Raw genomic sequence first — 22615 nt, 5'->3', positions numbered from 1 at the left:
TGGAATCAGAACGTCACATAAACGGTAATATATCACAAGAGTGTCGCTATTATATTTCCAGCCTTGCAGAGGTGAATGCCTGCAACTTTATGAATGTCGTTCGCCAACATTGGGGCATTGAAAACAAACTGCATTGGGTACTTGATGTTGCTTTTCGTGAGGATGAATCCAGGGTCCGAAATGGCCATAGTGCTGAAAACCTAGCGCTGTTAAGACATATAGCACTGAATTTACTCAAGCAGGAAAAAACTGCCAAAGTCGGCACTCAAATCAAACGTCAGAAAGCTGGGTGGGACAATAATTATCTTGCTAAGGTATTGTTTGGCTGACATTACCCATGCGATTGCCCTGGCACGAGGAATGATTGGTTATGGCTTTAATATTATTTATCTCTTTCTCAAAATATTTCACAATCGAAACGACCAATTCATTTTTTTCATTTGGCTTGATGTTTGTATATCTCTTTCCACTAATCCAATTGAACTCTCGCGGAAATTTAGCGTCCTTCAAATGTAGATAAATATTTGCTTCAATCCCTGATGGTTTATTGCTCTCTGTCGGATGGATAGACAAAATCAAAATTGGATTACTTAAGTCAATCTTTCTTTTGTTTATTACCTCTAAATAGCTATCCCAATGGTCAAAGCAAGAAAATAGGTAATGATTTGTAATTATTTTCGTCTCCTCAATAGAGAGTTCAATAAATTCCGCCTGATTATGCTCTAAATCTTCTTTAATCTTTTCGAGAACAATATCATTCACATTTTTTAAAGGATGGTCATTTCCCGAAATAAATAAACTGCTTTCCATTAACACATAAAGCCTACTGTCAATACTATGTGTGTCTTTTGCAATTAAAGCGCAAGAAACCATGTTATTGCATGCCAATAATAACAAAGTAATGAGATAATATTTATGCATTAAATTACTTTATTTATTCAGAACAGCGCAAAATTTTCTATTCCAATCGAGGTAGAACGGTCAGTTACCCGACCGTCCCCTCGCAGATCCCTGCGTGCGGTTTTCCCGCACAGGGCTCCTCAATAGTATTCGCTTCGTACAGAAGCAGTTTAGCTTCCTTTGCTATCCCCCGCAGTGAGGTTTGCATATGTTCATCAGCCTGTCTTATCTGCATATGTTTCCTTATGCGGGCTACATACTACCGTCATTCCCTTCCCCATGTGATCGGCCCTACCGTCTCGGAGTACTATGGAATGATCTGACTCCCTTTTACCCATCAGATGCTCTTCTTGTGGTTGATACATCTTACCTCCGTTTTGAGAGGAGATAAAAGGGCCTCCCAGGTAAGCGTAGACTCCGGGTTCCTGACACTTCTCTCATTACATGCCACGCTCTAGGACCCCGGCAGTCCCTCCGGAATCTTGCCATTGCGACTCCTTTGTTCTGGCTTCCGATACGTTAAAATCGTCGCCAACTGCATTTTACCCTGACGAGGCTGAATTGCTTGAGGGAGGTACGTCTCCCCTGCGGCCTGCAATGTTCCCTGTGTACGCTTCACGACTGTTGTTCGCCAAATGGCTCCGCGAGTCGCGCAACACTCGGTACGGCCTGCTGGCTAGGCTTTGCCCGACAGGGACTTCCTGCTTTATAGCAGGTCACCCTGCAAGAAGCGCCAAGCTGCGCCTGGCGCACTAACGCTTGTGGTCACCTGCTGGCGGAAATTAACGACAGAGGTGGAAAAATTAAAAAAATTTAGAAAACGACGGACTGTAAAAAAAAGCCGACGTAGCCAGTCAGAGTGCACCACTTTGTTCGGCAAAGCCGATTAATGCATATTATCAGTAAGTTATTCACGACAACCAAACAACATGAAATGAACTACTTGTCAATGAAGTAAGGTTTGAAGCAACATCTGCGATTATTAGTTCTGCAATCTCACGTTCAATCTTTTCATCAAAAGAAACTTGAATCCCTGAAAATTCAGGAGAAAAGTCAATGAATCGGTCATCACCTATGTCGATTGTCCATTTTCCTGGACCTAATGTGTGAGGTAAGGTTGGACGAATAGCTTTCTCAAAATGATCCTTATGAATAAGAAATTCTTCATCATCACATTTTACCAAACATTCAATCATCAAAACTTTTCCTTAAGTTGCCGAACAAACAGTTATGAAGTTTCTCGATAACACATCAAAAACGCTAGTTATCGAGCATAGTTTACCACACTCCCATGGTAATTCTATGCTACATGGTGAGTGTTTTAAGGGTGCAGCCTGTCTATATTAAAAAACCACTTTTCTATCTGACTATAATTGCGAAATTTTGGAAAAAGGCATTTTCAACAATTTGTCAAAAATGGCGATTTTTTTGGCATTAAAACACAATTATTGACAAATCATGGGAAAATAATGTTGTGTATCATGCTAATTTTCCTTATTTTCTTTTCTTCCTGTTTTTTTTAGGAAGACTGGCTACACCCGTGTTTTAACGACAATCACTTCAACGCTAATCAGAATTGACCCGGGTTTGCTAAGATAAACTGCCCCACCCCCCCTAAACATCTAATAAGGAATGAATAGCATGAAGATATTTTCCACTTTCAATCATTCCCTTGATTTGTTAGCATGGACTAATTGAAAGGAAAAAATATCTTATTTTCCATCATTTATCTTAACCAGTCACAATAACCATCGTTGGCGCGCGCCAACCGGGTGGGCCTGTTTATCTTAGCACAAGTGGGTCAAATAATCTTAGCGTTCACGACAGTCACGGAGAACGCTTATTGAACAGCAATAATTAAGCTACAATATTCAGAATAGAATACAAGGATAGAATACGTGAATTAAGCGGTACCTGGGTATTTTTTGGCCTTTATAAACGGCTCTCAATTGGTCCCACCAACGGCTGCAAACAAAAAAGGCTCGAGCGAGGGTGGAAGTTAAACGAAAACGAATCAGGACCCTGTAATAATAGATTTTATGAAAAATTATAAACTAGTACTCCATCAATTTTGTAATGATGGATACATTGATGGAGCACTAGAGGTAAAATTATGAAAAATGTACTCATCGCTGGAGCAACAGGTTATCTCGGGAAATATATCACTAAGGAACTTTCAGAACGACGTTTCAATACAACGGTTCTTATTCGTAATACCTCTAAATTTGAAAATTTCGGCATCGAAGTTAATAAGGTCTTGGAAGCTGAAATTACAGACAAAAAAACTATAAAGAATTGTTGTAACGGAATTGATATAGTCATTTCTTCTGTTGGTATAACCAAGCAAACCGATGGCCTCACCTATATGGATGTAGATTACCAAGCCAATTTAAATTTACTTAATGAAGCGAAAAAAAGTGGTGTAAAGAAATTTGTTTACATTTCCGTTCTAAATGGAAACAAACTCAAATCATTACAAATTTGCGCAGCAAAAGAAAAATTTGTTGAAGAACTCAAGAATTCTGGACTGGAGTACTGCATAATACGACCAAACGGTTTCTTTTCAGATATGACAGAGTTTTACAATATGGCCAAAAAAGGAAGAATGTATTTATTTGGCAATGGCAGTTTAAAGTCTAATCCGATCCATGGAAAAGATTTGGCTCAAGTTTGTGTGGACGCTATTGATAAAAATGAAGCTGAGATAGAAGTAGGAGGGCCAGAGACTTTAAGCCAAAACGAAATAGCTAAAATTGCTTTTAAGGCCGCTGGCAACCCAATTAAAATTACCTACATTCCTGACTGGATTAGACGCATTTTGCTTAGATCACTCAAACTCTTTATGGATCCTAAGAAGTATGGTCCTATTGAGTTCTTTATGAATGTAATGGCAATTGACATGGTAGCTCCAGAGTATGGAACCCATATCCTAAGAGATTATTTTAATACCCTTAATAAAAATCATCTATCGGGATAGAGACGACCAACACTGATCGTTCCTCCCACGCGACTGGGCGTAGCCGATCTTCCTATAGACCGTAACGGATCACAGACTCCACGAAGTCTCCCGCTGGCCGCTTATCTCTTTGCACAATCGCGGTTTCCTGCATAGATAGCCTACCGGAGCCTTTGCTTACCTGCGAAAAACTGCGCTTACCCAAATCTGAAGCCCCTGTGACCAGTTACGAAAAATTGCAACAATGACGTATGTCATTCAACTCAGAGCACCTTTTTCTTCATGGCTCTCAAATCATACACCTTGATTTCCGGGTTTACCGGAGTCACGACCCAAAACGCTTGCCCACTGTCCCATATCGGTTCATATTCCTCAAGAAGAACCCTATATCTTTCCCTGAGCAGTTGGTCTGTTTCCGCCATTTCTTTCGCATCTTCCATTCCCGGAAGGAAATAACGTGCATACATGAAACTGCAGATAATAACATGTGTATATCCCTGCTCTTGTAACTCTTCAACGCTACCTTTGGCAGTTGCCTGCATTGCAAGTCTAACCTTATGCCCCACCCGTTCTCCCTTATGAGGCTCATATCGCGTATAAATTTCGGCCAACACAAACGCGCCTTTATCAAGAGATTCCATAAAGGTTTCCAAACGGTGGCGACTGTCATGGGCCATGGCATAATACATTTGCTGAAGCTGCCCTGCTGCTTCGAACAATACTATGCTTCCTAAAATCATCCCAACACAAACGCCAGTCCATGTTCGTAGTTTTTGCCTGATGAACCACATACTAATTTCAGCGATAGTCCAACCTGCAATGGCATAGAGTCCAATTGTAACAGGTAGCACATACCGCTGTACGCCAATCTTTGAAAACATCAAAAGTATGTAAAAGGCAATGGGCCATATCAACATCAACCACTCTGCATAAAGAAGTTTTTTTCTTTGATAGAAAGCCCAGCAATATCCGAGCATGGCCAATCCACAGGCCCAATGCCCCGCTTCAATGAAAATTACCCTTAAAAAATAAAACTCATACCATGGAACATAAAAACCCACATGGTAGTGCTGTGAATGCGCGAATTCCTTTGTAAATCCATTGAGAAAGTCATGCCAGTGAAGAATTGCTTCAAAATCAGCTCCTGCCCATATAGTAACGGCCATTGCCATTCCAAGAAATGCAGCGTTCAAACGATCCGTTGTATTTTTCCAACCAGGATATGCCAATATTGCAACGCTCCCCATCACACCAACGGCTAAACCTATATATTTTCCAGCTATGGCAAGCCCCATTCCAAGCCCAATAACTACACCTGCCCATACCGTACTTTTACGATTCAGGAGAGCAAAGCCCAGCCACATTACTCCAAATCCTAAAATCATTGCCGGGTCTTCTTTCATAAAATGTGCCCGCAGCACAAGGGGGGGACATATTCCAACCATGATCCCAGCACTCATTCCCCAAATTGTTCCCCGTAACAGCCAAAAACCTATGGCCACTGAACAGGCCGTCAACGCGAAAAAAATCGCATTGACAGTTCGTCCCAATTCAACTACTTCCTGGCTATTCCACTTATGTTTATGTCCGTTGTGCGAAAAGGTATCCGCGATTTTCATTGCCACGCGAGTGGTGGAAAGCAGAAGTTGTGGATGGTGAAAATTCCATTGATGACTGAATATCTGCCTTACTTTACCTGGCTCATCAGGGTGGAACGTATATGGTTGCGTATTATGCAATGTGCCCAATATCATCGACACGACGAATAAAATCGCAATAAAGAAAGGAAAAGCAGGTATTTTTTTAAAAAAATGTGCTGACGCATCATCACGATATTGTAATAAACTGAACCCCATATGAGCACCAGATATTTAAAATCGATAGCTTTGTGGATCATGCAGTGACATTAAAAATTGCACCTGCATGGTGTTAGAAAAATCAACAAGAAACGTAGCGTTATCGGTGTTACCAAAAACAGCTTTTCAATGGGATATTACAAAAAATATTCATCGCAATCGTCGATTCCGCTGTTTCAGATGCAAAACCAGATTGTAACTGGAAACCGCTGCTGGAAAAAGATTAGACATAACACCAACAGAGTCGTTTTTGCCAAATATAAAATAGGACAATAGCAAAATACTGCCGAACAAACTCATGAGCCAAAAGAGAAGAGGAAAAGTCGGATTTTTTGTTTTATAGGAGGCTATTACCTGCACCACCCAACGCCCACCAAAACAAAAAACTCCAAAATATCCAATGATTTTCCACCAGGTGACGGTGATTGTGGAGCCAAAAAGAGTAATATGGAGAAGTAATTCATTCATTTATGTTCACGAATTGCGAGAGGGTTGACCATCCTTTTCAGATACCACCTCACCCCAATGAGATCATATAAACCACGTAATGCTCTGTCCCAATTGGAATATTTAGAAGTGCCACAAAGACGTGGGCGGTGATTTGTTGGCACCTCACATATAGAAAAACCAGCGCTTTCAAAAAAAGCACCTAAATACCGATGGATACCGTTAAAAGCGATCAAATGATCTATTGCTTCATGTCGGCACGCTTTGAGTGAGCATCCCGTGTCTTGCAAGGTATCGTGAAGGATAAATCGACGAATTGAGTTACCGATGCGTGATGCCAGGCGTTTGGAAAAAGCATCCTGGCGCAGGAGTCGGTACCCACAGACGACATCAACTTTTTCCTGTTCCATTTTTTCCAAAAAAATCGCGATATCTGCAGGATCATTTTGCCCATCTCCATCCATCATAACTACAATATCACCCTGGGCTTTTTTTAATCCTGCCAGCAAGGCTGCACTTTGCCCTTGATTGTGGGTCATTCTCATGCCTTTTGAATGCTCGTGGGAACATATCAGTTCCCATGTCCTATCCGTACTACCGTCATCCACTGCAATGATTTCAGCTTGTGGTTGGTACGATCTGACTTCGTTTAAGATAGTAAGAACGTTTTCTTCTTCATTATAAAAAGGGATAACTATGGAAAGAGATCTCATGGATACACACGAAAGAAAATGAATTCCATTGATTACTTTTCAATACTCCTGCCTCAGAGATGAAAAGTTATAAACTCAACAATTATGATATTTATTCAAATTTAGGTCAAAACATACCAAAAAATTAACATCATTCAGCACAATAGTTTCGTACAAACATAAAGGATATAATCGGCTTAACAATAACAAACAATATTTGTCCTAACAACAGGTAAAACGAGATAATCACAGCTCTCACATTTTTCCATCTTTGAACTTTATCAACTATAGCTCCTGTTATTGTTGCATTTCTCTGTTCAGCTGACAAGGTTTTGAAAAAGTCGAAAATACCGCCTGTTCAACACCGTATTTTGCAGCTGTTTTGTAAAGACATATTTGTACACTATTGAATGTAGCGAAAATATTTTTCAACACACCACAGGAAAGAAACAGAACGTCGATGACGCAAACTATACGATATCATGAATCTATTTTTCGTGACAAACTGTATGTTTTTGTTACCTATAATCAAAAATAGTGCTACCTTATCCTGTATCTTATTTGGTAACTACTCATAGGGTAAGTAACTAAACCTGGCAACTTTCCTGTATTTATTTATAACTGCTTGCAGACATTCCACGAAGTCTCCCGCTGGTCGCTTACCTCTTTGAATGATAGCTATTTTACGCATAGACAGGCTAAAGGAGTCTGCGCTTGCCTGTAATTAATCACTTATCCAAACATGAAGCACCTGTGGGCAGTTACAGTTTGAAGGTGAGTGAAACCAACAAGATACACCCCCATGATGAGTTACAAAAATACCAAGCCAACAAGTAGTAAGCCGAATTCTGATGAAAAAATCCTTCCTTTCCTGCGTATAAACCTGCTAGAGGTGAAATGATGAAAAAAATAGTACAGATTGTTGCTCTCCTGCTGACAGCATCCCTTTTTTGGGGGTGTGGTTATAACTCATTGCAAACAAAAGAAGAAGGGGTTTTCAAAGCCTGGGCAGACATTGAAGCAGCCCTGCAGCGACGGGGTGACCTTATCCCCAACCTGGTAGAGGTAGTGAAAGGATATGCTGCCCATGAAAAAGAAACCCTGCAGGCAGTTATAGATGCCAGGGCCAAGGCCACTTCGGTCAATCTATCCACTGCTGATTTGAGCAATCCTGCCATGATGCAGTCACTACAAGCGGCACAAGGTGAGATCTCTTCAGCGCTCTCCAGGCTCTTGCTGGTTGTGGAACGGTATCCGGATTTAAAAGCCAACCAGAACTTTCTTGACCTGCAGCACCAGCTGGAAGGTTCAGAAAATCGAATTAATGTTGCGCGGCAGCGTTACAACCAGGCTGTTGAGGAATTTAACAGTGCTATTCGCCGTTTTCCAGCCAGCCTGACCAACAACTTGCTGCTAAAACTCGAGCGCAAGGAATACTTCAAAGCGGATGAAAGCGCCAAAGCCGTTCCCAAAGTCACGTTCTAATATCATGTTAAAGCATATTCGAATATTTCTTCTTCTGTTTTTCATCACAGGCATGTTTGCAGGATTTGGAGCTACGCAAGCAGCCCAAGTGCCGAAACTTGGTGGCAGGGTAAATGATTACGCTGCCATGCTTTCTCCGGAAACCCGGCAACAACTGAACACTCAACTGGCTGCCCTTGAAGCGTCTGACTCCACCCAGATTGTCGTCCTCACCATAGATTCCCTTGAAGGTGAAAGCCTTGATGCATACTCGTTAAAGGTTGCCGAGACTTGGGGAATAGGAAAAAAAGGAACGGACAATGGCGCCCTGCTGCTCGTAGCCAAAAATGACAGAAAAATCCGTATCGAAGTCGGCTACGGCCTGGAAGCTGTTCTCACAGACTTGCTCTCGGGCAGGATCATAGATGTACTGATTACCCCTGAATTTAATTGATGCAGGCATTACAGCCGGAGTCGACGCTATGGTCAAGGCTGTCCAGGGAGAATTCACCGCAAAAGATCTGTCATCACAGAAGAAAGGCAGCAAGATTACCGATTTTTTACTCCTATTTGGCCTAGCGACTCTCTTTCTCAATACAATCGGAAAAATAAGCAAAGTTCTTGGAGCTATTGTCGGAGCTATTGCGCTGCCCATCATTGCCATGCTCTCTTTTATGCCTGGAGCGCTTATTCTGATTCTATTCGCGGTGGCTGGCGCATTCTACGGCTATTTTATTGGTTCCCTGTTTACGCTTCCTACTGTCAGCTCATCCAGACATTCCGGATGGATATCCGGTGGAGGTTCACCGGGCGGTTTTGGCGGTGGTTTCAGCGGCGGCGGGGGTGGTTTTGGTGGAGGCGGTGCCTCCGGAGGATGGTAAATGAAAAATTCAGCAGCTACATTCCTCTCAGAGGATGAGAAACGTCTGGTTACAGAAGCCGTACACAGGGCTGAAAAAAAGAGTTCCGGTGAAATTGTCCCCATGATCGTTTCACGGAGTTACTCTTACCCTTTGGCAACACATCTGGGAGCTCTATTACTAGGAATGTTGACAAGCCTTATCCTCACACCTCCATTATCAGGTGTTTTACAGGCAGAGTCTTCATCATATCTTCTTTTCTGCGGATTTTTCATTTCTGCATATTTCCTGTTTACTCTCATCATTCCGCGCACTCAAAGATTACACAGATTCTTCATCACTGAAGGCGATATTGAAGACGAGGTACGTGAAGGGGCTATAACCGCCTTTTTCATGGAACAGCTTTACAAAACAAAACAGGAAAATGGCGTGCTGCTCTACATTTCCGTTTTTGAACGAAAAGTTTGGGTTCTTGGCGATGCAGGGGTAAATGCTGTTATTGACGAAAATTACTGGAACGACGTTGTGTCCGAACTCGTCGCCAACATCAGAATAGGGAAACGGTGTCAGGGAATCTGCAGGGCAGTGGACAGTATTGGCGAAAGCCTTGCTGCCCACTTTCCGATAAAAGAAGATAATGTGGACGAATTGCACAATCTCATAATCCGGGACTGACAATCTCTGATAATCACTTGAACACCAAATGGCAGCCCTCTGTATGTTATAGATGTCGATGAACGAAAAAGGTTCATCTGAACACAAAACCTCAAAAAATTTCCGCACACATCGCCAACCACGACAACGGCAAATACGGCTCCGGCTGGGTGCAAACAAAAACGTTAACAGGAAACATCCGAATCATTGCGGAGAACCCACATGTTTCACCTTCCTGCCGTCCTGCGAGGCCTGACAAGCTTGACGGTAAGCCTGCAGGGTTTCCTGGGCATGGCTCAAAACGCTGCCGCTGGAGAAAACGCCACTGTTATCTGAACTGCCCGCAGGCACTCCGGTAAGTAGCTCCATACCTTCGGAGACATGCTCTGCGGTATAGATGGTAAACAATCCCTGGGCAACGGCTTCGATCACCTCGTGATTGAGCATCAAATGGCGACGATTACGGTACGGTATCAATACCCCCTGGCTGCCATCAAGTCCTGCAGCAGAACAAATCTTGAAATAGCCTTCGATCTTTTCATTGATACCACCTACTGGGAGCACATCACCGTGCTGATTGAGTGCACCGGTCACTGCTATGCCCTGCTTAAGGGGCAACCCGGCCAGCGATGAGAGCAAAGCATACAATTCTGCACAGGAAGCAGAGTCGCCTTCGATACCGCTATATTCCTGCTCAAAAACAAGCGAGGCACTGAGGGCTAGAGGGGCATTGCTGGCAAACAGTGCAGAGAGATAATTATGGAGAATAAGCACGCCCTTGTCGTGAACAGGACCGGACATCTCCACCTCACGCTCAATATTGATCAGGCCATCCTCACCGGCGTAGGTACGTGCAGTGACCCGCATGGGAAAACCGAAGCAATGATCTCCCAGGTCCACTACTGTCAGGGCGTTCACCCGGCCAACCTCCTCGCCATACAGGGAAATCATCACCTGGCCTTCGGCGATGGCTTCCTGCATCCGCTGCTCAGGATAGTCATGACGCAGCTTACGTGCGGCAAGAGCTGCATCGACATCAGCCGCCTTGACCAGACCACCATCTTGTTGCTGGCACAGGACAGCACTTTCTATTATCAGAGCTTTCGCGTGCCCAAAGATGGCACTTTGGCGTGAACGGTCTTCCACTTCGCGATGTCCCTGTTCCAACAGGCGTGCGACTGCGGCTGCGGAAAAATGGGGCAATCCAAATTTCTGACAGGTATGAGCAACAAAGATGGCTGAAGCTCGATGCGTATCACTGTTGGCGGAAAATCGATCGGCAAAGTCCACCTTCACCCGAAAGCGTCGTGCAAATTCAGGATCAGCCTCCTGCAACTCGTAGTATAGCTCCCGCGAGCCTATGAGGACAATCTTTACGGTGGCATCAACAGCTTCGGGTACAAGCGAAACCGCTGCAATCGGAGCAAATGCCGTGTCCGGCTCTTCGATCTGAAGGCGTCCGCTGCGAAAAAAACGCCGTAATTTTTCCCACACCAGAGGATCGGTCAGCAGATCACTCAGATGCAGCATCAGAAAGCCTCCATGGGCCTTATGCAGGCTGCCTGCATGGATGCGGGAAAAACCCGTTACCAGCACATCGCTTTCGGTCTGGTACTCAATACTGCCGAACAGTGAGCGGAACAAAGGATTGTCTTCCACGATCACCGGTGCGCCATCCAACCCATGATTGTCTACCACCAGATTAACCTGATAGTGGGATAATACATTGTTCAATGTCTCTTTGTGTAACTCATCGTCGGTTTCGCATGCTTTGAATACTTCCAGATTGTCGAGCAGATCTTCCATAACCTGGTCGAGATAGACGCCGAGTTTGCTGGAATCCTTGATTCCCAGAGGTGTGCGAATTTTTTGCAGTTCACGTTCCAGCAGCGGCTTGACCACTTGCCGACTTAAGGCCGCAAGAGCCTCGTTTTTCGCCCTTTCCATAGGACGGCTTTTTTCGAAATACCGATTGATTTCAGCGAGCAGTTCCTGTTCCGCCTGTGCAATGGCGGCACGTTGTTCTTTGGGCAAGGCAAGCATTTCATTCTCGGTCATGGCTTGCCCTTTCTTGCCATGCAGAGTAAACAGGATCTGGTTGGCTTCCCGGTGCATCCTGAAATGGCGCGCCTCACCAAAAGCTTCAAGTTCAGCAAAGGCCTTGGATTCTTCTTCTGTGTAGGATTTTTCTATCCGCTCACTTTCCACCTTAAAATCCGGCCCGTCGAGCTGGAGGGGGATTTCCGTCAACAGATCTTTGATCATGCGCGCCATGTATTGACAGAGCAAGCGACCTTGGCCAGCAGGAAGCCTGACTGCGCAAGGATGCTTTGGCGTGTCAAAGTTATGCAGATAACACAAGTCCGGCGGCGTTGGCCGTTTCAAGGCGACTTTCTGCATAGCCTGTTTCAGCAGCGAAGAGCGGCCGCTGCCGACCTCACCCAAGACGAACAGATTGTAATCCGATTGATCCATTTCGAGCCCGAAACGCGCAGCGATTTCCGCACGTTCCTGTCCAATCCAGGGTAGTGTATGATCCAGCAATTCTGAAGTATCGGCAAATCCCAGTGTGTCGGGATCGAGGGTGAGGCGAAGTTCAGCAACGGTAAGCTTCGAGATGGGCATAGGCGGCAAAACAGCGTAATAAAATTGTTTAACATCGAGATCCAAGGGGCGCGGAAAATACTCACTACACAAAAATTGCGCAGGAAAAATGAGTTGAGAAACCAACACGATTGGATCATTTATTCTTTTCCGAGGCCCTGAGCCAGCGGCTTTTCAACATACTTCGTAACTGTTCACAGTGCACCTGATCTTTCCGCGATCAGCCTGGCTTACGTATGATCCAATACGCTGCGCCAGCCTGATTACGAAAATCTCAGGCACCCTGTAACCAGTTGCTAATACAGGGGAATTTCAATTTTATCTGTTTCCCCTATAAGGGGTTACCATACTTCAATGAATACGTTTTTACTTGCCCTTTTTGCTGGGTTGCCCCTTAAAAACTCATGCTCAAACAATTATTTTCCAATGGAAAGACTGTATCGCTCTGCCTTACGCACAACGGTAGACTGATTAATGCCCAGTGCTGCTGCAACTTTTCTGGAGGTACCATATTTGGTTATGGCAGCATGAAGAAGTTTCCGTTCATACTCGTCCATGGCCATTTTCAATGTCTTTTTCTCAAAACATGCTGCTGGAGGTTTGCTGGAAAACGATTTCAAATGCAAAGGCAAGGTATCTGCAGTTATCACTTCACCGTTTGCCATTATCACAAATCGCTCGATCATGTTCTCCAGTTCCCTTACGTTCCCCGGCCAATCATACGATGCCAGGATATCGACCACTTCTGGAGCTATCTGTTTGCTGAAGCCGTAACGACTGTTACATTTTTGCAGAAAAAGATAGATAAAATGACTGAGAGCCTCTTTTCTTTCCCTGAGTGGCGGAATAACCACAGGTACTACATTAAGCCTGAAAAACAGGTCTTTTCTGAACCGGTGGCTGCGAACCATTTCCTCAAGTTCACGGTTGGTGGCAGCCATGATGCGTGCATCCACCTGTATAGGTTTATTTCCTCCGATACGGACAATTTCCTTCTGTTGCAGGACACGTAACAGCTTAACCTGCAATCCAAGGGGCATTTCACCTATTTCATCGAGAAAAATAGTTCCACCATGGGCTAACTCAAAAATACCGACCTTGCCTTCTCTGTTTGCACCCGTAAAGGCACCGGGGTCATATCCAAAAAGCTCAGACTCCAATAAATTGTCAGGTATTGCAGCACAACTGATCTTAATAAAAGGTTTTTTTCTTCGCCTGCCGTTATTATGGACGATTTCCGCAAAGACTTCTTTGCCCACTCCGGATTCGCCCTGAATCAGTATAGTTGAGTCAACATTGGCAAGCTTCAGCCCGAGTTCATAGACGGCTTTCATTTTCTTTGACTTAATCACATATTTTGTATGATCGTCTCCTGTTTCACGAAATTGTCTCAGTTCAACCTCATATCTTGACTGCAGTTGCTCCATCTTTTTTATTTTATTCTGTAACTGATGCAGTTCTGTAACATCACGAACATTGGTCACAACCCGGAACAAATCTCCCTTTTCGTTGAAAATAGGATTACCGGTTACTACTATGGTTTTATTGGCTCGCGTAATATTCTGCACAATGGTAATCGGTCGTTTCTCTTTCAATACGCGCAAAGAAACCGATTCACTGAAAACCCCTTGCTCAACAAGCTCGATCATGGTCTTCCCCACAACCTCATGCCCCTTGATTCCTGTGATACGTTCATAGGCATCATTAATCATGATAGTGCGGCTGTCTGCGTCGGTGACATAGATACCGTCAAACGACGAGTCTATAATGGCGTTAAGTTCACGCGATGTATCGCGTGCCTGTTCAAGCTCACAAAAAGTGGAAGAATATTCTGCATTCTGTAAAAGAACAAATGCCCCCCTCGGGTCATCTTCCAAAAGAAGAGGTATCCAATCAGCCACATATGCAGTGCCGTCAATGGTACATCTCTGACCCAATTCTGCCAGAATGTCCCCTGGTCGATTTTTCTGTCCCTGATACTGAAACAAGCCCAGCACTGATGCGATGCCATGGCCAACAATATCGGTTTTCATCCTGCGTATCGTTTGACACAGGGAGGTGTTACAGGCAACAATATGGTTCTGTTTGTTCACCAGGAGAGCTGGTCTGGAAATACACTCCAGGGCTGTCTCCATATGATGAAAAAAATCTTTTTCAGAAGATTCAGAATCCTGACAGATCTGGCTGCGCTGGAGAAAACCGATAATATTGTTTGCTTCGCACACTGCCCAGTAATCATATCGCGAATCCATAATTGCAGACACCATATCTTCTGGAGAGACCACCCCGCACCGGGGTCCGGGTAATGTATGAACTGGTTCGTGCATACGTTGTCCAAGAGCAATGGCCTGTATGATATGTGCAGAGGTAACAACTCTAACCGGATATCCTTGAGTATCCAGAACCAGAGCGAGCTGATCTGAATGTACTGCGAAAGTGGAGGCAGCATACCGTAAGGTATCATCACCGGATAGCACGTTGATTTCATGCTGCATACAGTCCCTGACTTGCATACGTTTCACAATGTGTTAGGGTCGCGGGAAATAATAAATATCCAAAATTTGCGTAGGAGATCGCACAGTGAAAAGTTCACCACGCCCCCCGAAAAGGCAGGACGTGATGAACGAGGGAGAGGCTGGTTGACACGACGGCTATACTATCAATTTCTGCGGAGCCAATGGTTTACCTGCCCACCAATCAGGGTCGTGGGGAGGTACCAGTTCAGCACCAATGACGCTCATAGCTTTGAAATGATAGATATTGGTCATTGAATCGGGAATATCATGGGCTAATCCCGGAGGAATACATGCAAACATGTTTTCCAGGGTATAGCAGGCGTCCTGGGCAAGAATATAATTCTTGCCGCTGCTGGCACGAACAAGCAGTGACTGATGCCCCGGAGTGTGGCCAACGGTTGGGATGGCCATGACGCTTTGGTCGCCAAAAAGATCAAGTACACCATCGACCTGCTGAATATTGACTTCCCCGAGTTGCTTAAAATCATCGGGTATATACGCAGTTCTCTTACCAGATTCCACCTGAGCTTTAACCCACTCCAGTTCCTTTTTCTGGATGTAGATCGGCACCTGGGTTCCGACAAAGTCTTCCAAAGCCCCGCAATGATCAAGGTGACCATGGCTGACAATAACGGCGTGCAGATCCTCTGGCTTGAGTCCGAGCTTTTTAATCTGAATCCTGAAGGCCTCATACGGTTTCATGACCGGCATATATGCCTCGCAGACTGACTGACTCCAGTATCCTATGGGATCGACAGCTACCTGGGCGTTATTGCCCATATCATAGGCCACCCAGTCCCCTCCTCGACGAATAAGATAAAACGGAACAGGGATATCAAACGGTACTCCTACCCGCGTGTCTTTCAGGATGTACTGGGTCTGGGTTTTGAGGATACCGCAATGAAAGGCATAAACCTCTACCTCCAGGCCACGGGACGCCCTGGCACTGAAAATCGGAAAGTGTGAAAGCCCAACAACGGCAGCCGCTCCTCCACCTAATTTAAACAGATCCCTTCTGCTTAGTCCCATTTGTTTTTCTCCTTTGCCTGCTCACAACACCTTTCTGTAAATAGCTTCTGCGTCCTCGATCCGCATCAGGCGCGGATTATTTGCCAGCAACCTGGTGACTTTCATCACACCTCCAGCCAAGTCTGGAATATGTTTTTCTTGCACTCCATAGGCGCTTAAATGTTGTGGAACGTTCAAGTCTTCAGCCAACTGTCGTACGGCTGCAACTCCAAGCCCTGCTTGTTTCCTTACACTGATATCAGCATGATCTTCGCCAAAAATACGGGCAATATCTGCAAATTTATCCAGGTTGCCAATGAGGTTAAACTCCATGACCGGAGTCAACATTATCGTATTGGCAATGCCATGGGGAATGTGAAATTCCGCACCAATGGGATAGGCAAAGGCATGTACGGCAGTGACCCCGGCGTTGGCGAATGCCATCCCTGCCAGCATACTGCCTTCCAGCATTTTCTCACGGGCTGTAATATCACTACCGTTAGCATAGGCTGTGCGTATATTATTGAAAATTAGATCCATGGCTTGCACAGCCAGCATGTCTGTGGTGGCATTGGCATTGATCGAGGTATATGCTTCCATGGCATGTATCAGTGCATCCATACCGGTTGCAGCAGTTACCGCAGGCGGCAGCCCGAGGGTCAACTCGGAATCAAGCAAGGCACAATTTGGAAACAGGAAAGAACTGACAACGCCTTTTTTCAATTTTTCGTGATGATCTGAAAGGATGACAATGGGCGTCACTTCACTGCCTGTTCCTGCAGTAGTTGGAATCAAAACCAGGGGAATGCCCGCTTTTTTCAGCAGATCAATGCCAAAATAATCCTCCACCGAGCCAGGGTTAGTCACCATGACGGCAACAACCTTGGCAATATCAAGGGAAGAACCACCCCCAATGCCTATTACGCAGTCCACGCCGTTGGCAGTGACCAGGTCAACGACTTCGTTGACCAGTTCGTAAGGAGGATCGGCCTCTACTCGATCAAAGCGGACAAATGAAATGCCGCCGTCATCCAGAATCTGTTCCAGCCGGTCTATGATCCCGGTGGAAACCAGGCCAGGGTCCGTGATAATAATTGGCTTCTTACCTTCAAAGCGCTGAATCTCTTCAACAATATTGTTGATCGCTCCGGCACCCATCACAATGCGTTCAGTGGTCCGAAATAAAGTTATATTCGACATATATTTCTCCTTTCGTACAGGAGCACAACCTATGGAATGCTCCTGAAGGACGCCAGGAGGTTGCCTGAGAAGGCCCTTTTGCCCCAGCCCGCTGTTATTTCAAAAAAACTGTTTGCAATCTTACGCATACGGCTATGCTTGCTTTTCTGAAATGTTCGGATCTGGGAAAAAACCCTCTTCTCGAACAATCTCCCGGTATCATATTTAAACAGTGGTATGCATCTGTAGAAACAGGGTTATGCCATGTACCTTTTGTAGAGATATTCACTGAAGCCCAACACCATCTCTTCAGAGATATCCTGCTGGCGCGACCGATCCAGAAGTGCACCAAGTTGCTCAGGGTGAACGATGGTTATACCGTCAAATTCTTCCACTCCTTGCTCCTGGCCATGGGGTATCACCAGAATCGGCATGGGCATAAGATCCCTGCCATAGCCTTTTTTGAAAACAAGATTGACCAGGTGACTTGCTTTCCACAGATTGGCGGTCAGCTTCTGTAGAGACTGGTTTCCAGCCATGAGCAGATCATCTTCCACACGCAGGGGAGCCTGTGTATTGGCCTGGCCTAGTACAAAAATATTGCCGGGGCAAAGAACGAGAAACTCTATATGGATCAGTTCAAAGGTGAACCCGCACAGCACCTGGTACTCATCACCCAGGTTCTGCAGAGCTTCAACGATTTCTCTTTGCCCTTTTACATATCGCCCATACTCGGCTTTGTGAAAAATTCGTTTCCACAGCATGGGATGCATCCTGCTCAGTCCAAACCCAATCAAAAGAAGAATGACAGCGATTGTCCCAACCATAGACAAGAGATGATCTGCCCAGCGATCATCGGAAAACAGCATAAAGCCCGCCAGGGAAACCGCGACAATACCAATCAGGAACACATGTTCTGCCGACAATCTATCTTGAGAATTTTTCGTAAATCCGAGTATATTGGCCATGGAGTCAGTCGTATTATTTTGCTTTCATTGTTTCTGCAATTTCCTTGGCAATGGCGTCAGGAGAATCCATGGGAAAAATCGGTTCTTCCTTTTCATATGCTTTACGGAAGTTACTCAGATAAATGAGAACGGTCAGGATAATTGCTGATCCCAATCCCCAGGCGGCTCCACGGGTAGCAAGAATTGCCCCGGCAACACCTGCAATGCCCAAATCATTAAATCCACGTGATTTAAGGACACCCACCCGGACACTCACATACCCCTGAATAAGCATGGTTGAAGCAAGACCAACACCGAGGATTGGCTTAACAGTGGATACTATTGGAGCGAGAAAATAACCGGTCCATGTTCCGAAACGAAATGATGCCGCACCGCCATAGATTGATTCCATGGCTTTAGGGCCATGTTTGTAACGTTCACAGACAACGACCTGCATGGCTGCCCACAACGGACCGCACATGGAAATGTCAGGGCCTATGATGGACATGATACTGTTTCTGGCACCAAAGATGATGTGAGACCTGTTAGGATTGTAATTGATTTCTTCATCAGGCCGATATTTCTGCGCATCATCAAGTAATGCCTGTGACTGAATAACATCTCCAAACACCACCACATAAGAACTGATCACCATGGGCAGTCCAGTGATGAACATCTTCAGAGAAGGAAAGGGTATGTTACCGAAAATAGTAAATTCTTTAAAAAGGGTCTGGAAATCAGGGTGGGTAATGATATTACCGTCATAGGTGGGCCATGACAGTTCACCCAGCAGCGGCCCCACAACAATTGCCAACGCCAGAGCAGGCATCATGCCCAAATTCCCCAGGTAGTACATAAATTTGTTTTCACGCCTCAATTTTTTAAAATGTTCGGAAAACAAAAGGTAAAAGGCAATACCTATGCAGATGGTGATCGTCCAGGGGTTGGAATCAAAACTCTTCAATCCCTCACCAGGCTTAAACACAAGTATGACAGCTGAGAATCCTGCACCCATTAAAATAGCAGACTGCACCGCATTGGGTATCAGGCGCACGAAACGCTTTGCAAGCCCTGTAATTCCCAAAAAAACACAAAACAGCCCGAAGGTCAGCTCAAATGCGATCAACGCCTGCATGCGTTCTACCCCAGGTGCAAATGTCTCCACATAGGCAATCAGCAGGGGGATAGCCGGTGTTACCCAGCCAGGTATGACCGGATCACCAAATGTGACATGGGCCAGATACAGCGTGCCATTCATTATAACGATAGCCAGAGCCACCTCAAATGACATCCCTAACTTACCCGTTAACACCGGGATAATTGCGAGACAGACTGTACACATCAACAGCCCCTGCAGGTAATCTGCTATCTCGAACCGATAGTGGATAAAGGGTATACGCAGGGTCAATGGCCCCATGGGTATGCCTGGTTGTCTCGCCCCATACTCTCTCTTTTTTCTCATGTGCAAACACTCCTTTCCTTATTTGGATATTCTTCCTTCTAGAAAAGCCCCCCAACTCCACACCACCCATGACTTTTTGAAAAGCACGCTGGCTCCCTTTACAAACAAGGAATGCGCGACATCAAAAAGCCACCCTTTCGGACAAACCTATTTTAAGGCATCAGCAGTACATGCAGACATGTAAGCCAGGCGTACACTCCAACAGGAGTACACGACTTCATATCTGAAAACCTGTGACACAGCAAAATATGCCTGTGAGAAATGCGGAGTATCCCTGCGCAGAGAATCCGATATTAAAGTTTACTCATTTTTACAGACAGATACGAAAGACAATCTACTTTATGACAATGTCATGGAAAGATACGACACCCAGCCAAGCATTGATTGGCCATGTACTGCCTGAATACCCCCCAGGGAGAACATTGACGGAAATGAGGACATCAGGATCCGCACCCATGGAATGAATCCGCATTCCCCATATGCAAACACAGCAATGTTCCAGAGAAACTCGTCAATACCGGTGGTATATGCTCTTGTATGAGCAAGAAACGAGCCGTTAGCAATCTCCGGTCACATTTTAATTGGAATTGCAGCCGATTTTTATACAAGGTCTGTTGCAGACAGACCTGCCTGTATCCCGGACCAACAGTGGTACACTACCAGAACCACAAGCGATCAACCTCTTAACCATCTGAAAACTATACCTTTAAATAAATTTCTCCATTCATGGGATGCTCCATTGAACCCGTTGCGGGCATGCGATTTTTTAGTAAAGGATAGAGAGCACTTTCCTGGAACCGGAAAGGACAATACGCATATGAAAATAACACAACCCCTGCTATCCGATGCATTAATGCATCGATGGCAGGGGTTGTTCATCGAAAATATAACTGAAATAGTTTTTACAACTGTGGCCGAGAGGGAACCTTATCGTTTGATGCACAAATGCATCGACATATGCACAAATGCATCAATCACTCAGTACCAATCCGAATCCCCAGACGATTAGCCTTACGGACAACGGTGGATTGGTTTATTCCAAGGACCATGGCAGCTTTCCGGGAACTGCCATATTTTTCCAGGGCAGCACTCAGCAACTGATATTCAAATTCTGCCAGTGCAGCCTTAAGGGGTTTATCTTCTCGGCTGATGCCATTGTGCAGTACCTGCACTGACCTGATCTTGCTGGGCAGATCATCGGCGGTGATTATCTCGCCTTGAGACATGACCACCAGACGTTCTATCAGGTTTTCCAATTCACGCACATTGCCGGGCCAATCGTACTCTATCATGGCATCAACGGCTTCCGGGGTTATCTGCCTGCTGAATCCGTATTTTTTATTGTGCTTTTCAAGAAAGAAGAAAATAAAATGACTGATTGCCTCCTTACGCTCTCGAAGCGGCGGGATCATGACAGGCACAACATTTAGGCGAAAAAAGAGATCTTTTCGAAAATCTTTATTCTTCACCATTTCTTCCAGGTCACGATTTGTGGCTGCTACAATACGTGTATCCACCTTGATCGGTTTAGACCCGCCTATGCGTACGATTTCTCTTTCCTGCAATACACGCAGCAATTTCACCTGCAAACTCATGGGCATCTCACCTATCTCATCAAGAAAGATGGTGCCCCCGTGCGCTACCTCGAAAATTCCGGCCCGCCCCTCTTTACTGGCTCCAGTGAATGAACCGGGTGCATACCCAAACAACTCGGATTCCAACAGATTTTCAGGAATAGCAGCACAGCTGATCTTTATAAATGGCTTCTTTTGCCGTACTCCATTGCTATGGATAATCTCGCAGAACACCTCTTTCCCCACCCCTGAATCTCCCTGGATGAGAATGGTGGAATCCACCTTGGCCAGCTTGAGCGCCAAGGCGTAGATCTCCTTCATCTTTTTCGACTTCAGCACGAATCTTTTATGATCTTTGCTGTTTTTGCGCAGTTGCTGCAACTCCATTTCATAACGGGACTGGAGCTGCTCCATCTTTTCGATCTGCTCCTGCAAACGATTCAATTCCGTCACATCCCGAACATTGGTGACTACCCGGAAAATGTTGCCCTGTTCGTCAAATACCGGATTACCGGTGGCAACAATGGTTTTGCCTGTTTTCATAATGTTCTGGACAATGGTCACCGGATGCTTTTCCCTGAGAACACGTAACGTTGCAGATTCATTATACATTCCTCCTTCAACCAAATCAGTCATGGTCTTGCCCACAACCTCATTGCTCTTAATGCCGGTGATCCGTTCATACGCTCTGTTCACCCGTAATGTACGACTGCGACCATCGGTAACATAAATACCATCAAAGGAAGATTCTATGATTGCGCTGAGTTCTTTGGAAACATCCCGGGCATGGGAAAGTTCATCAAACATGACCTCGCTTTCGGTACAGTCTCCCAAAATGGCACATGCACCTACCTCTTTCCCCCGAAGATTGACCGGTGCCCAGGTGGCCATATAGGTGACCCCATGTAGACGGAATCTTTGGATGAACTCCATAGTGCCAACGCTGCGTCTGTCTTCAGAGCCAAGTGACGTTAGAATGGAGCCTATGGGATGGCTGATAATGGATTCCGAAGCAAGGCCTATTACCTGGCAGGCTGTGCTGTTGGCAACCACAATGGTGGAAGAAATATCCTGAACCAGAACAGGAAGTTGAACACTTTCCATGAGCCTGCCGAGATGCCGAAAAAGATGCCTGGGATCTTGAAAACCGTTCTCGGCGACCTCAGCATATCGGACAAGGCCCACAGGTTTGCCCTGGGCATATACTATCCAGTGCCCATAACCGTCGGAATCCAAAGCAGATAACGATGAATCAGGATCTGTCACGCCAAAATGGGTATTCACCATTGGGCCGATAGCCCCATCCACAGTCATTCCCTGACCAATGGCGCGAAGTATCTCACGGTGACTTAACAGGCCTGCAGGTGAAAAATCCGGGTGTACCACCACAATTTCCTGCCGATCAGTTTGTTCCAGCAGTTTTGCTGCCTGTTGCAAGGAGTCATCAACTGAAAGAACTGCTATTTCAGTATCCATGACCTTTACGACCTTCATGA

18 protein-coding genes are annotated in these 22615 nt (G+C 45.3%); 6 read left to right on the top strand and 12 right to left on the bottom strand.

Annotation, left to right across the window (positions count from 1 at the left end):
* Positions 1-329, top strand: a 329-nt coding sequence (locus G493_RS0115330) for an ISAs1 family transposase (protein ID WP_028581101.1), incomplete at its 5' end; no start/stop codon positions are given.
* Here G493_RS0115330 and G493_RS0115325 read toward each other — a convergent pair.
* Positions 310-921 (bottom strand): hypothetical protein, encoded by a 612-nt coding sequence (locus G493_RS0115325; protein WP_028581100.1) that lies wholly within the window; start codon positions 919-921, stop codon positions 310-312. The two genes, G493_RS0115330 and G493_RS0115325, sit on opposite strands and share 20 nt — an antisense overlap.
* 890 nt (positions 922-1811) lie before the next feature.
* Positions 1812-2096 (bottom strand): hypothetical protein, encoded by a 285-nt coding sequence (locus G493_RS0115310; protein WP_028581099.1) that lies wholly within the window; start codon positions 2094-2096, stop codon positions 1812-1814.
* A gap of 917 nt (positions 2097-3013) precedes the next feature.
* Here G493_RS0115310 and G493_RS0115305 point away from each other — a divergent pair.
* On the top strand, positions 3014-3877 hold the full coding sequence (locus tag G493_RS0115305) for an SDR family oxidoreductase (RefSeq protein ID WP_028581098.1): 864 nt from the start codon (positions 3014-3016) through the stop codon (positions 3875-3877).
* Positions 3878-4119: 242 nt separating this feature from the next.
* Here G493_RS0115305 and G493_RS0115300 read toward each other — a convergent pair whose 3' ends face one another.
* From G493_RS0115300 to G493_RS0115290, 3 genes are all read right to left on the bottom strand, one after another.
* Positions 4120-5712, bottom strand: a complete 1593-nt coding sequence (locus G493_RS0115300; RefSeq protein ID WP_028581097.1) for a hypothetical protein — start codon at positions 5710-5712, stop codon at positions 4120-4122.
* Positions 5713-5862: 150 nt separating this feature from the next.
* Positions 5863-6180 (bottom strand): lipid-A-disaccharide synthase N-terminal domain-containing protein, encoded by a 318-nt coding sequence (locus G493_RS0115295; RefSeq protein ID WP_028581096.1) that lies wholly within the window; start codon positions 6178-6180, stop codon positions 5863-5865.
* Positions 6177-6872 carry a glycosyltransferase family 2 protein gene (locus tag G493_RS0115290; RefSeq protein ID WP_028581095.1) on the bottom strand — a complete coding sequence of 232 codons (696 nt, stop codon included), beginning with the start codon at positions 6870-6872 and terminating at the stop codon, positions 6177-6179. Before G493_RS0115290 ends, G493_RS0115295 begins: the two co-directional genes overlap by 4 nt.
* An 879-nt stretch (positions 6873-7751) precedes the next feature.
* Between G493_RS0115290 and G493_RS0115285 the strand changes: the two genes are divergently transcribed.
* Genes G493_RS0115285 through G493_RS0115275 form a run of 4 tightly spaced genes read left to right on the top strand, consistent with a single transcriptional unit; the run spans position 7752 to position 9850 of the window.
* A complete protein-coding gene (locus G493_RS0115285) occupies positions 7752-8336 on the top strand; it encodes a LemA family protein (RefSeq protein ID WP_035274697.1) in 585 nt (194 codons plus the stop codon).
* A gap of 4 nt (positions 8337-8340) precedes the next feature.
* On the top strand, positions 8341-8769 hold the full coding sequence (locus tag G493_RS34020) for a TPM domain-containing protein (protein WP_205623696.1): 429 nt from the start codon (positions 8341-8343) through the stop codon (positions 8767-8769).
* A gap of 28 nt (positions 8770-8797) precedes the next feature.
* Complete coding sequence (locus tag G493_RS34015) at positions 8798-9196, top strand: hypothetical protein (RefSeq protein ID WP_205623695.1); 399 nt, start codon at positions 8798-8800, stop codon at positions 9194-9196.
* Positions 9197-9850, top strand: coding sequence for a TPM domain-containing protein (locus G493_RS0115275; protein ID WP_028581093.1), 654 nt, complete (start codon positions 9197-9199; stop codon positions 9848-9850). It abuts the gene before it with no gap.
* A gap of 183 nt (positions 9851-10033) precedes the next feature.
* Here the strand turns inward: G493_RS0115275 and G493_RS0115270 are convergent, their stop codons facing one another.
* The 7 genes from G493_RS0115270 to G493_RS0115240 all read right to left on the bottom strand — a co-directional run bounded on the left by G493_RS0115270 (position 10034) and on the right by G493_RS0115240 (position 22613).
* On the bottom strand, positions 10034-12454 hold the full coding sequence (locus tag G493_RS0115270; protein WP_028581092.1) for a Lon protease family protein: 2421 nt from the start codon (positions 12452-12454) through the stop codon (positions 10034-10036).
* 395 nt (positions 12455-12849) lie between these two features.
* Positions 12850-14928 carry a sigma-54 interaction domain-containing protein gene (locus G493_RS0115265; protein ID WP_051309346.1) on the bottom strand — a complete coding sequence of 693 codons (2079 nt, stop codon included), beginning with the start codon at positions 14926-14928 and terminating at the stop codon, positions 12850-12852.
* A gap of 156 nt (positions 14929-15084) precedes the next feature.
* Positions 15085-15978, bottom strand: a complete 894-nt coding sequence (locus G493_RS29530) for an N-acyl homoserine lactonase family protein (RefSeq protein ID WP_051309345.1) — start codon at positions 15976-15978, stop codon at positions 15085-15087.
* 21 nt (positions 15979-15999) lie between these two features.
* Positions 16000-17157, bottom strand: coding sequence for an iron-containing alcohol dehydrogenase (locus G493_RS0115255; RefSeq protein ID WP_028581090.1), 1158 nt, complete (start codon positions 17155-17157; stop codon positions 16000-16002).
* A 236-nt stretch (positions 17158-17393) separates the two neighbouring features.
* Entirely contained in the window at positions 17394-18104 is a 711-nt protein-coding gene (locus G493_RS0115250; protein ID WP_028581089.1) for a hypothetical protein, read from the bottom strand.
* A 13-nt stretch (positions 18105-18117) separates the two neighbouring features.
* A complete protein-coding gene (locus G493_RS29525; protein WP_051309344.1) occupies positions 18118-19545 on the bottom strand; it encodes a benzoate/H(+) symporter BenE family transporter in 1428 nt (475 codons plus the stop codon).
* Positions 19546-20519: 974 nt separating this feature from the next.
* Positions 20520-22613 carry a sigma 54-interacting transcriptional regulator gene (locus G493_RS0115240; protein WP_028581088.1) on the bottom strand — a complete coding sequence of 698 codons (2094 nt, stop codon included), beginning with the start codon at positions 22611-22613 and terminating at the stop codon, positions 20520-20522.
* Positions 22614-22615: the final 2 nt, after the last annotated feature.

Origin of the sequence: Desulfogranum japonicum DSM 18378, from assembly GCF_000429945.1 — a bacterium.
Taxonomy (GTDB): domain Bacteria; phylum Desulfobacterota; class Desulfobulbia; order Desulfobulbales; family Desulfobulbaceae; genus Desulfogranum; species Desulfogranum japonicum.
This window is presented reverse-complemented; position numbering and strand designations above follow the sequence as displayed.

Coding starts and splice junctions, on each gene's coding strand:
- G493_RS0115325 (WP_028581100.1), bottom strand. CDS start 921: ATGCATAAATATTATCTCATTACTTTGTTATTATTGGCATGCAATAAC.
- G493_RS0115310 (WP_028581099.1), bottom strand. CDS start 2,096: ATGATTGAATGTTTGGTAAAATGTGATGATGAAGAATTTCTTATTCAT.
- G493_RS0115305 (WP_028581098.1), top strand. CDS start 3,014: ATGAAAAATGTACTCATCGCTGGAGCAACAGGTTATCTCGGGAAATAT.
- G493_RS0115300 (WP_028581097.1), bottom strand. CDS start 5,712: ATGGGGTTCAGTTTATTACAATATCGTGATGATGCGTCAGCACATTTT.
- G493_RS0115295 (WP_028581096.1), bottom strand. CDS start 6,180: ATGAATGAATTACTTCTCCATATTACTCTTTTTGGCTCCACAATCACC.
- G493_RS0115290 (WP_028581095.1), bottom strand. CDS start 6,872: ATGAGATCTCTTTCCATAGTTATCCCTTTTTATAATGAAGAAGAAAAC.
- G493_RS0115285 (WP_035274697.1), top strand. CDS start 7,752: ATGAAAAAAATAGTACAGATTGTTGCTCTCCTGCTGACAGCATCCCTT.
- G493_RS34020 (WP_205623696.1), top strand. CDS start 8,341: ATGTTAAAGCATATTCGAATATTTCTTCTTCTGTTTTTCATCACAGGC.
- G493_RS34015 (WP_205623695.1), top strand. CDS start 8,798: ATGGTCAAGGCTGTCCAGGGAGAATTCACCGCAAAAGATCTGTCATCA.
- G493_RS0115275 (WP_028581093.1), top strand. CDS start 9,197: ATGAAAAATTCAGCAGCTACATTCCTCTCAGAGGATGAGAAACGTCTG.
- G493_RS0115270 (WP_028581092.1), bottom strand. CDS start 12,454: ATGCCCATCTCGAAGCTTACCGTTGCTGAACTTCGCCTCACCCTCGAT.
- G493_RS0115265 (WP_051309346.1), bottom strand. CDS start 14,928: ATGCAGCATGAAATCAACGTGCTATCCGGTGATGATACCTTACGGTAT.
- G493_RS29530 (WP_051309345.1), bottom strand. CDS start 15,978: ATGGGACTAAGCAGAAGGGATCTGTTTAAATTAGGTGGAGGAGCGGCT.
- G493_RS0115255 (WP_028581090.1), bottom strand. CDS start 17,157: ATGTCGAATATAACTTTATTTCGGACCACTGAACGCATTGTGATGGGT.
- G493_RS0115250 (WP_028581089.1), bottom strand. CDS start 18,104: ATGGCCAATATACTCGGATTTACGAAAAATTCTCAAGATAGATTGTCG.
- G493_RS29525 (WP_051309344.1), bottom strand. CDS start 19,545: ATGAGAAAAAAGAGAGAGTATGGGGCGAGACAACCAGGCATACCCATG.
- G493_RS0115240 (WP_028581088.1), bottom strand. CDS start 22,613: ATGAAGGTCGTAAAGGTCATGGATACTGAAATAGCAGTTCTTTCAGTT.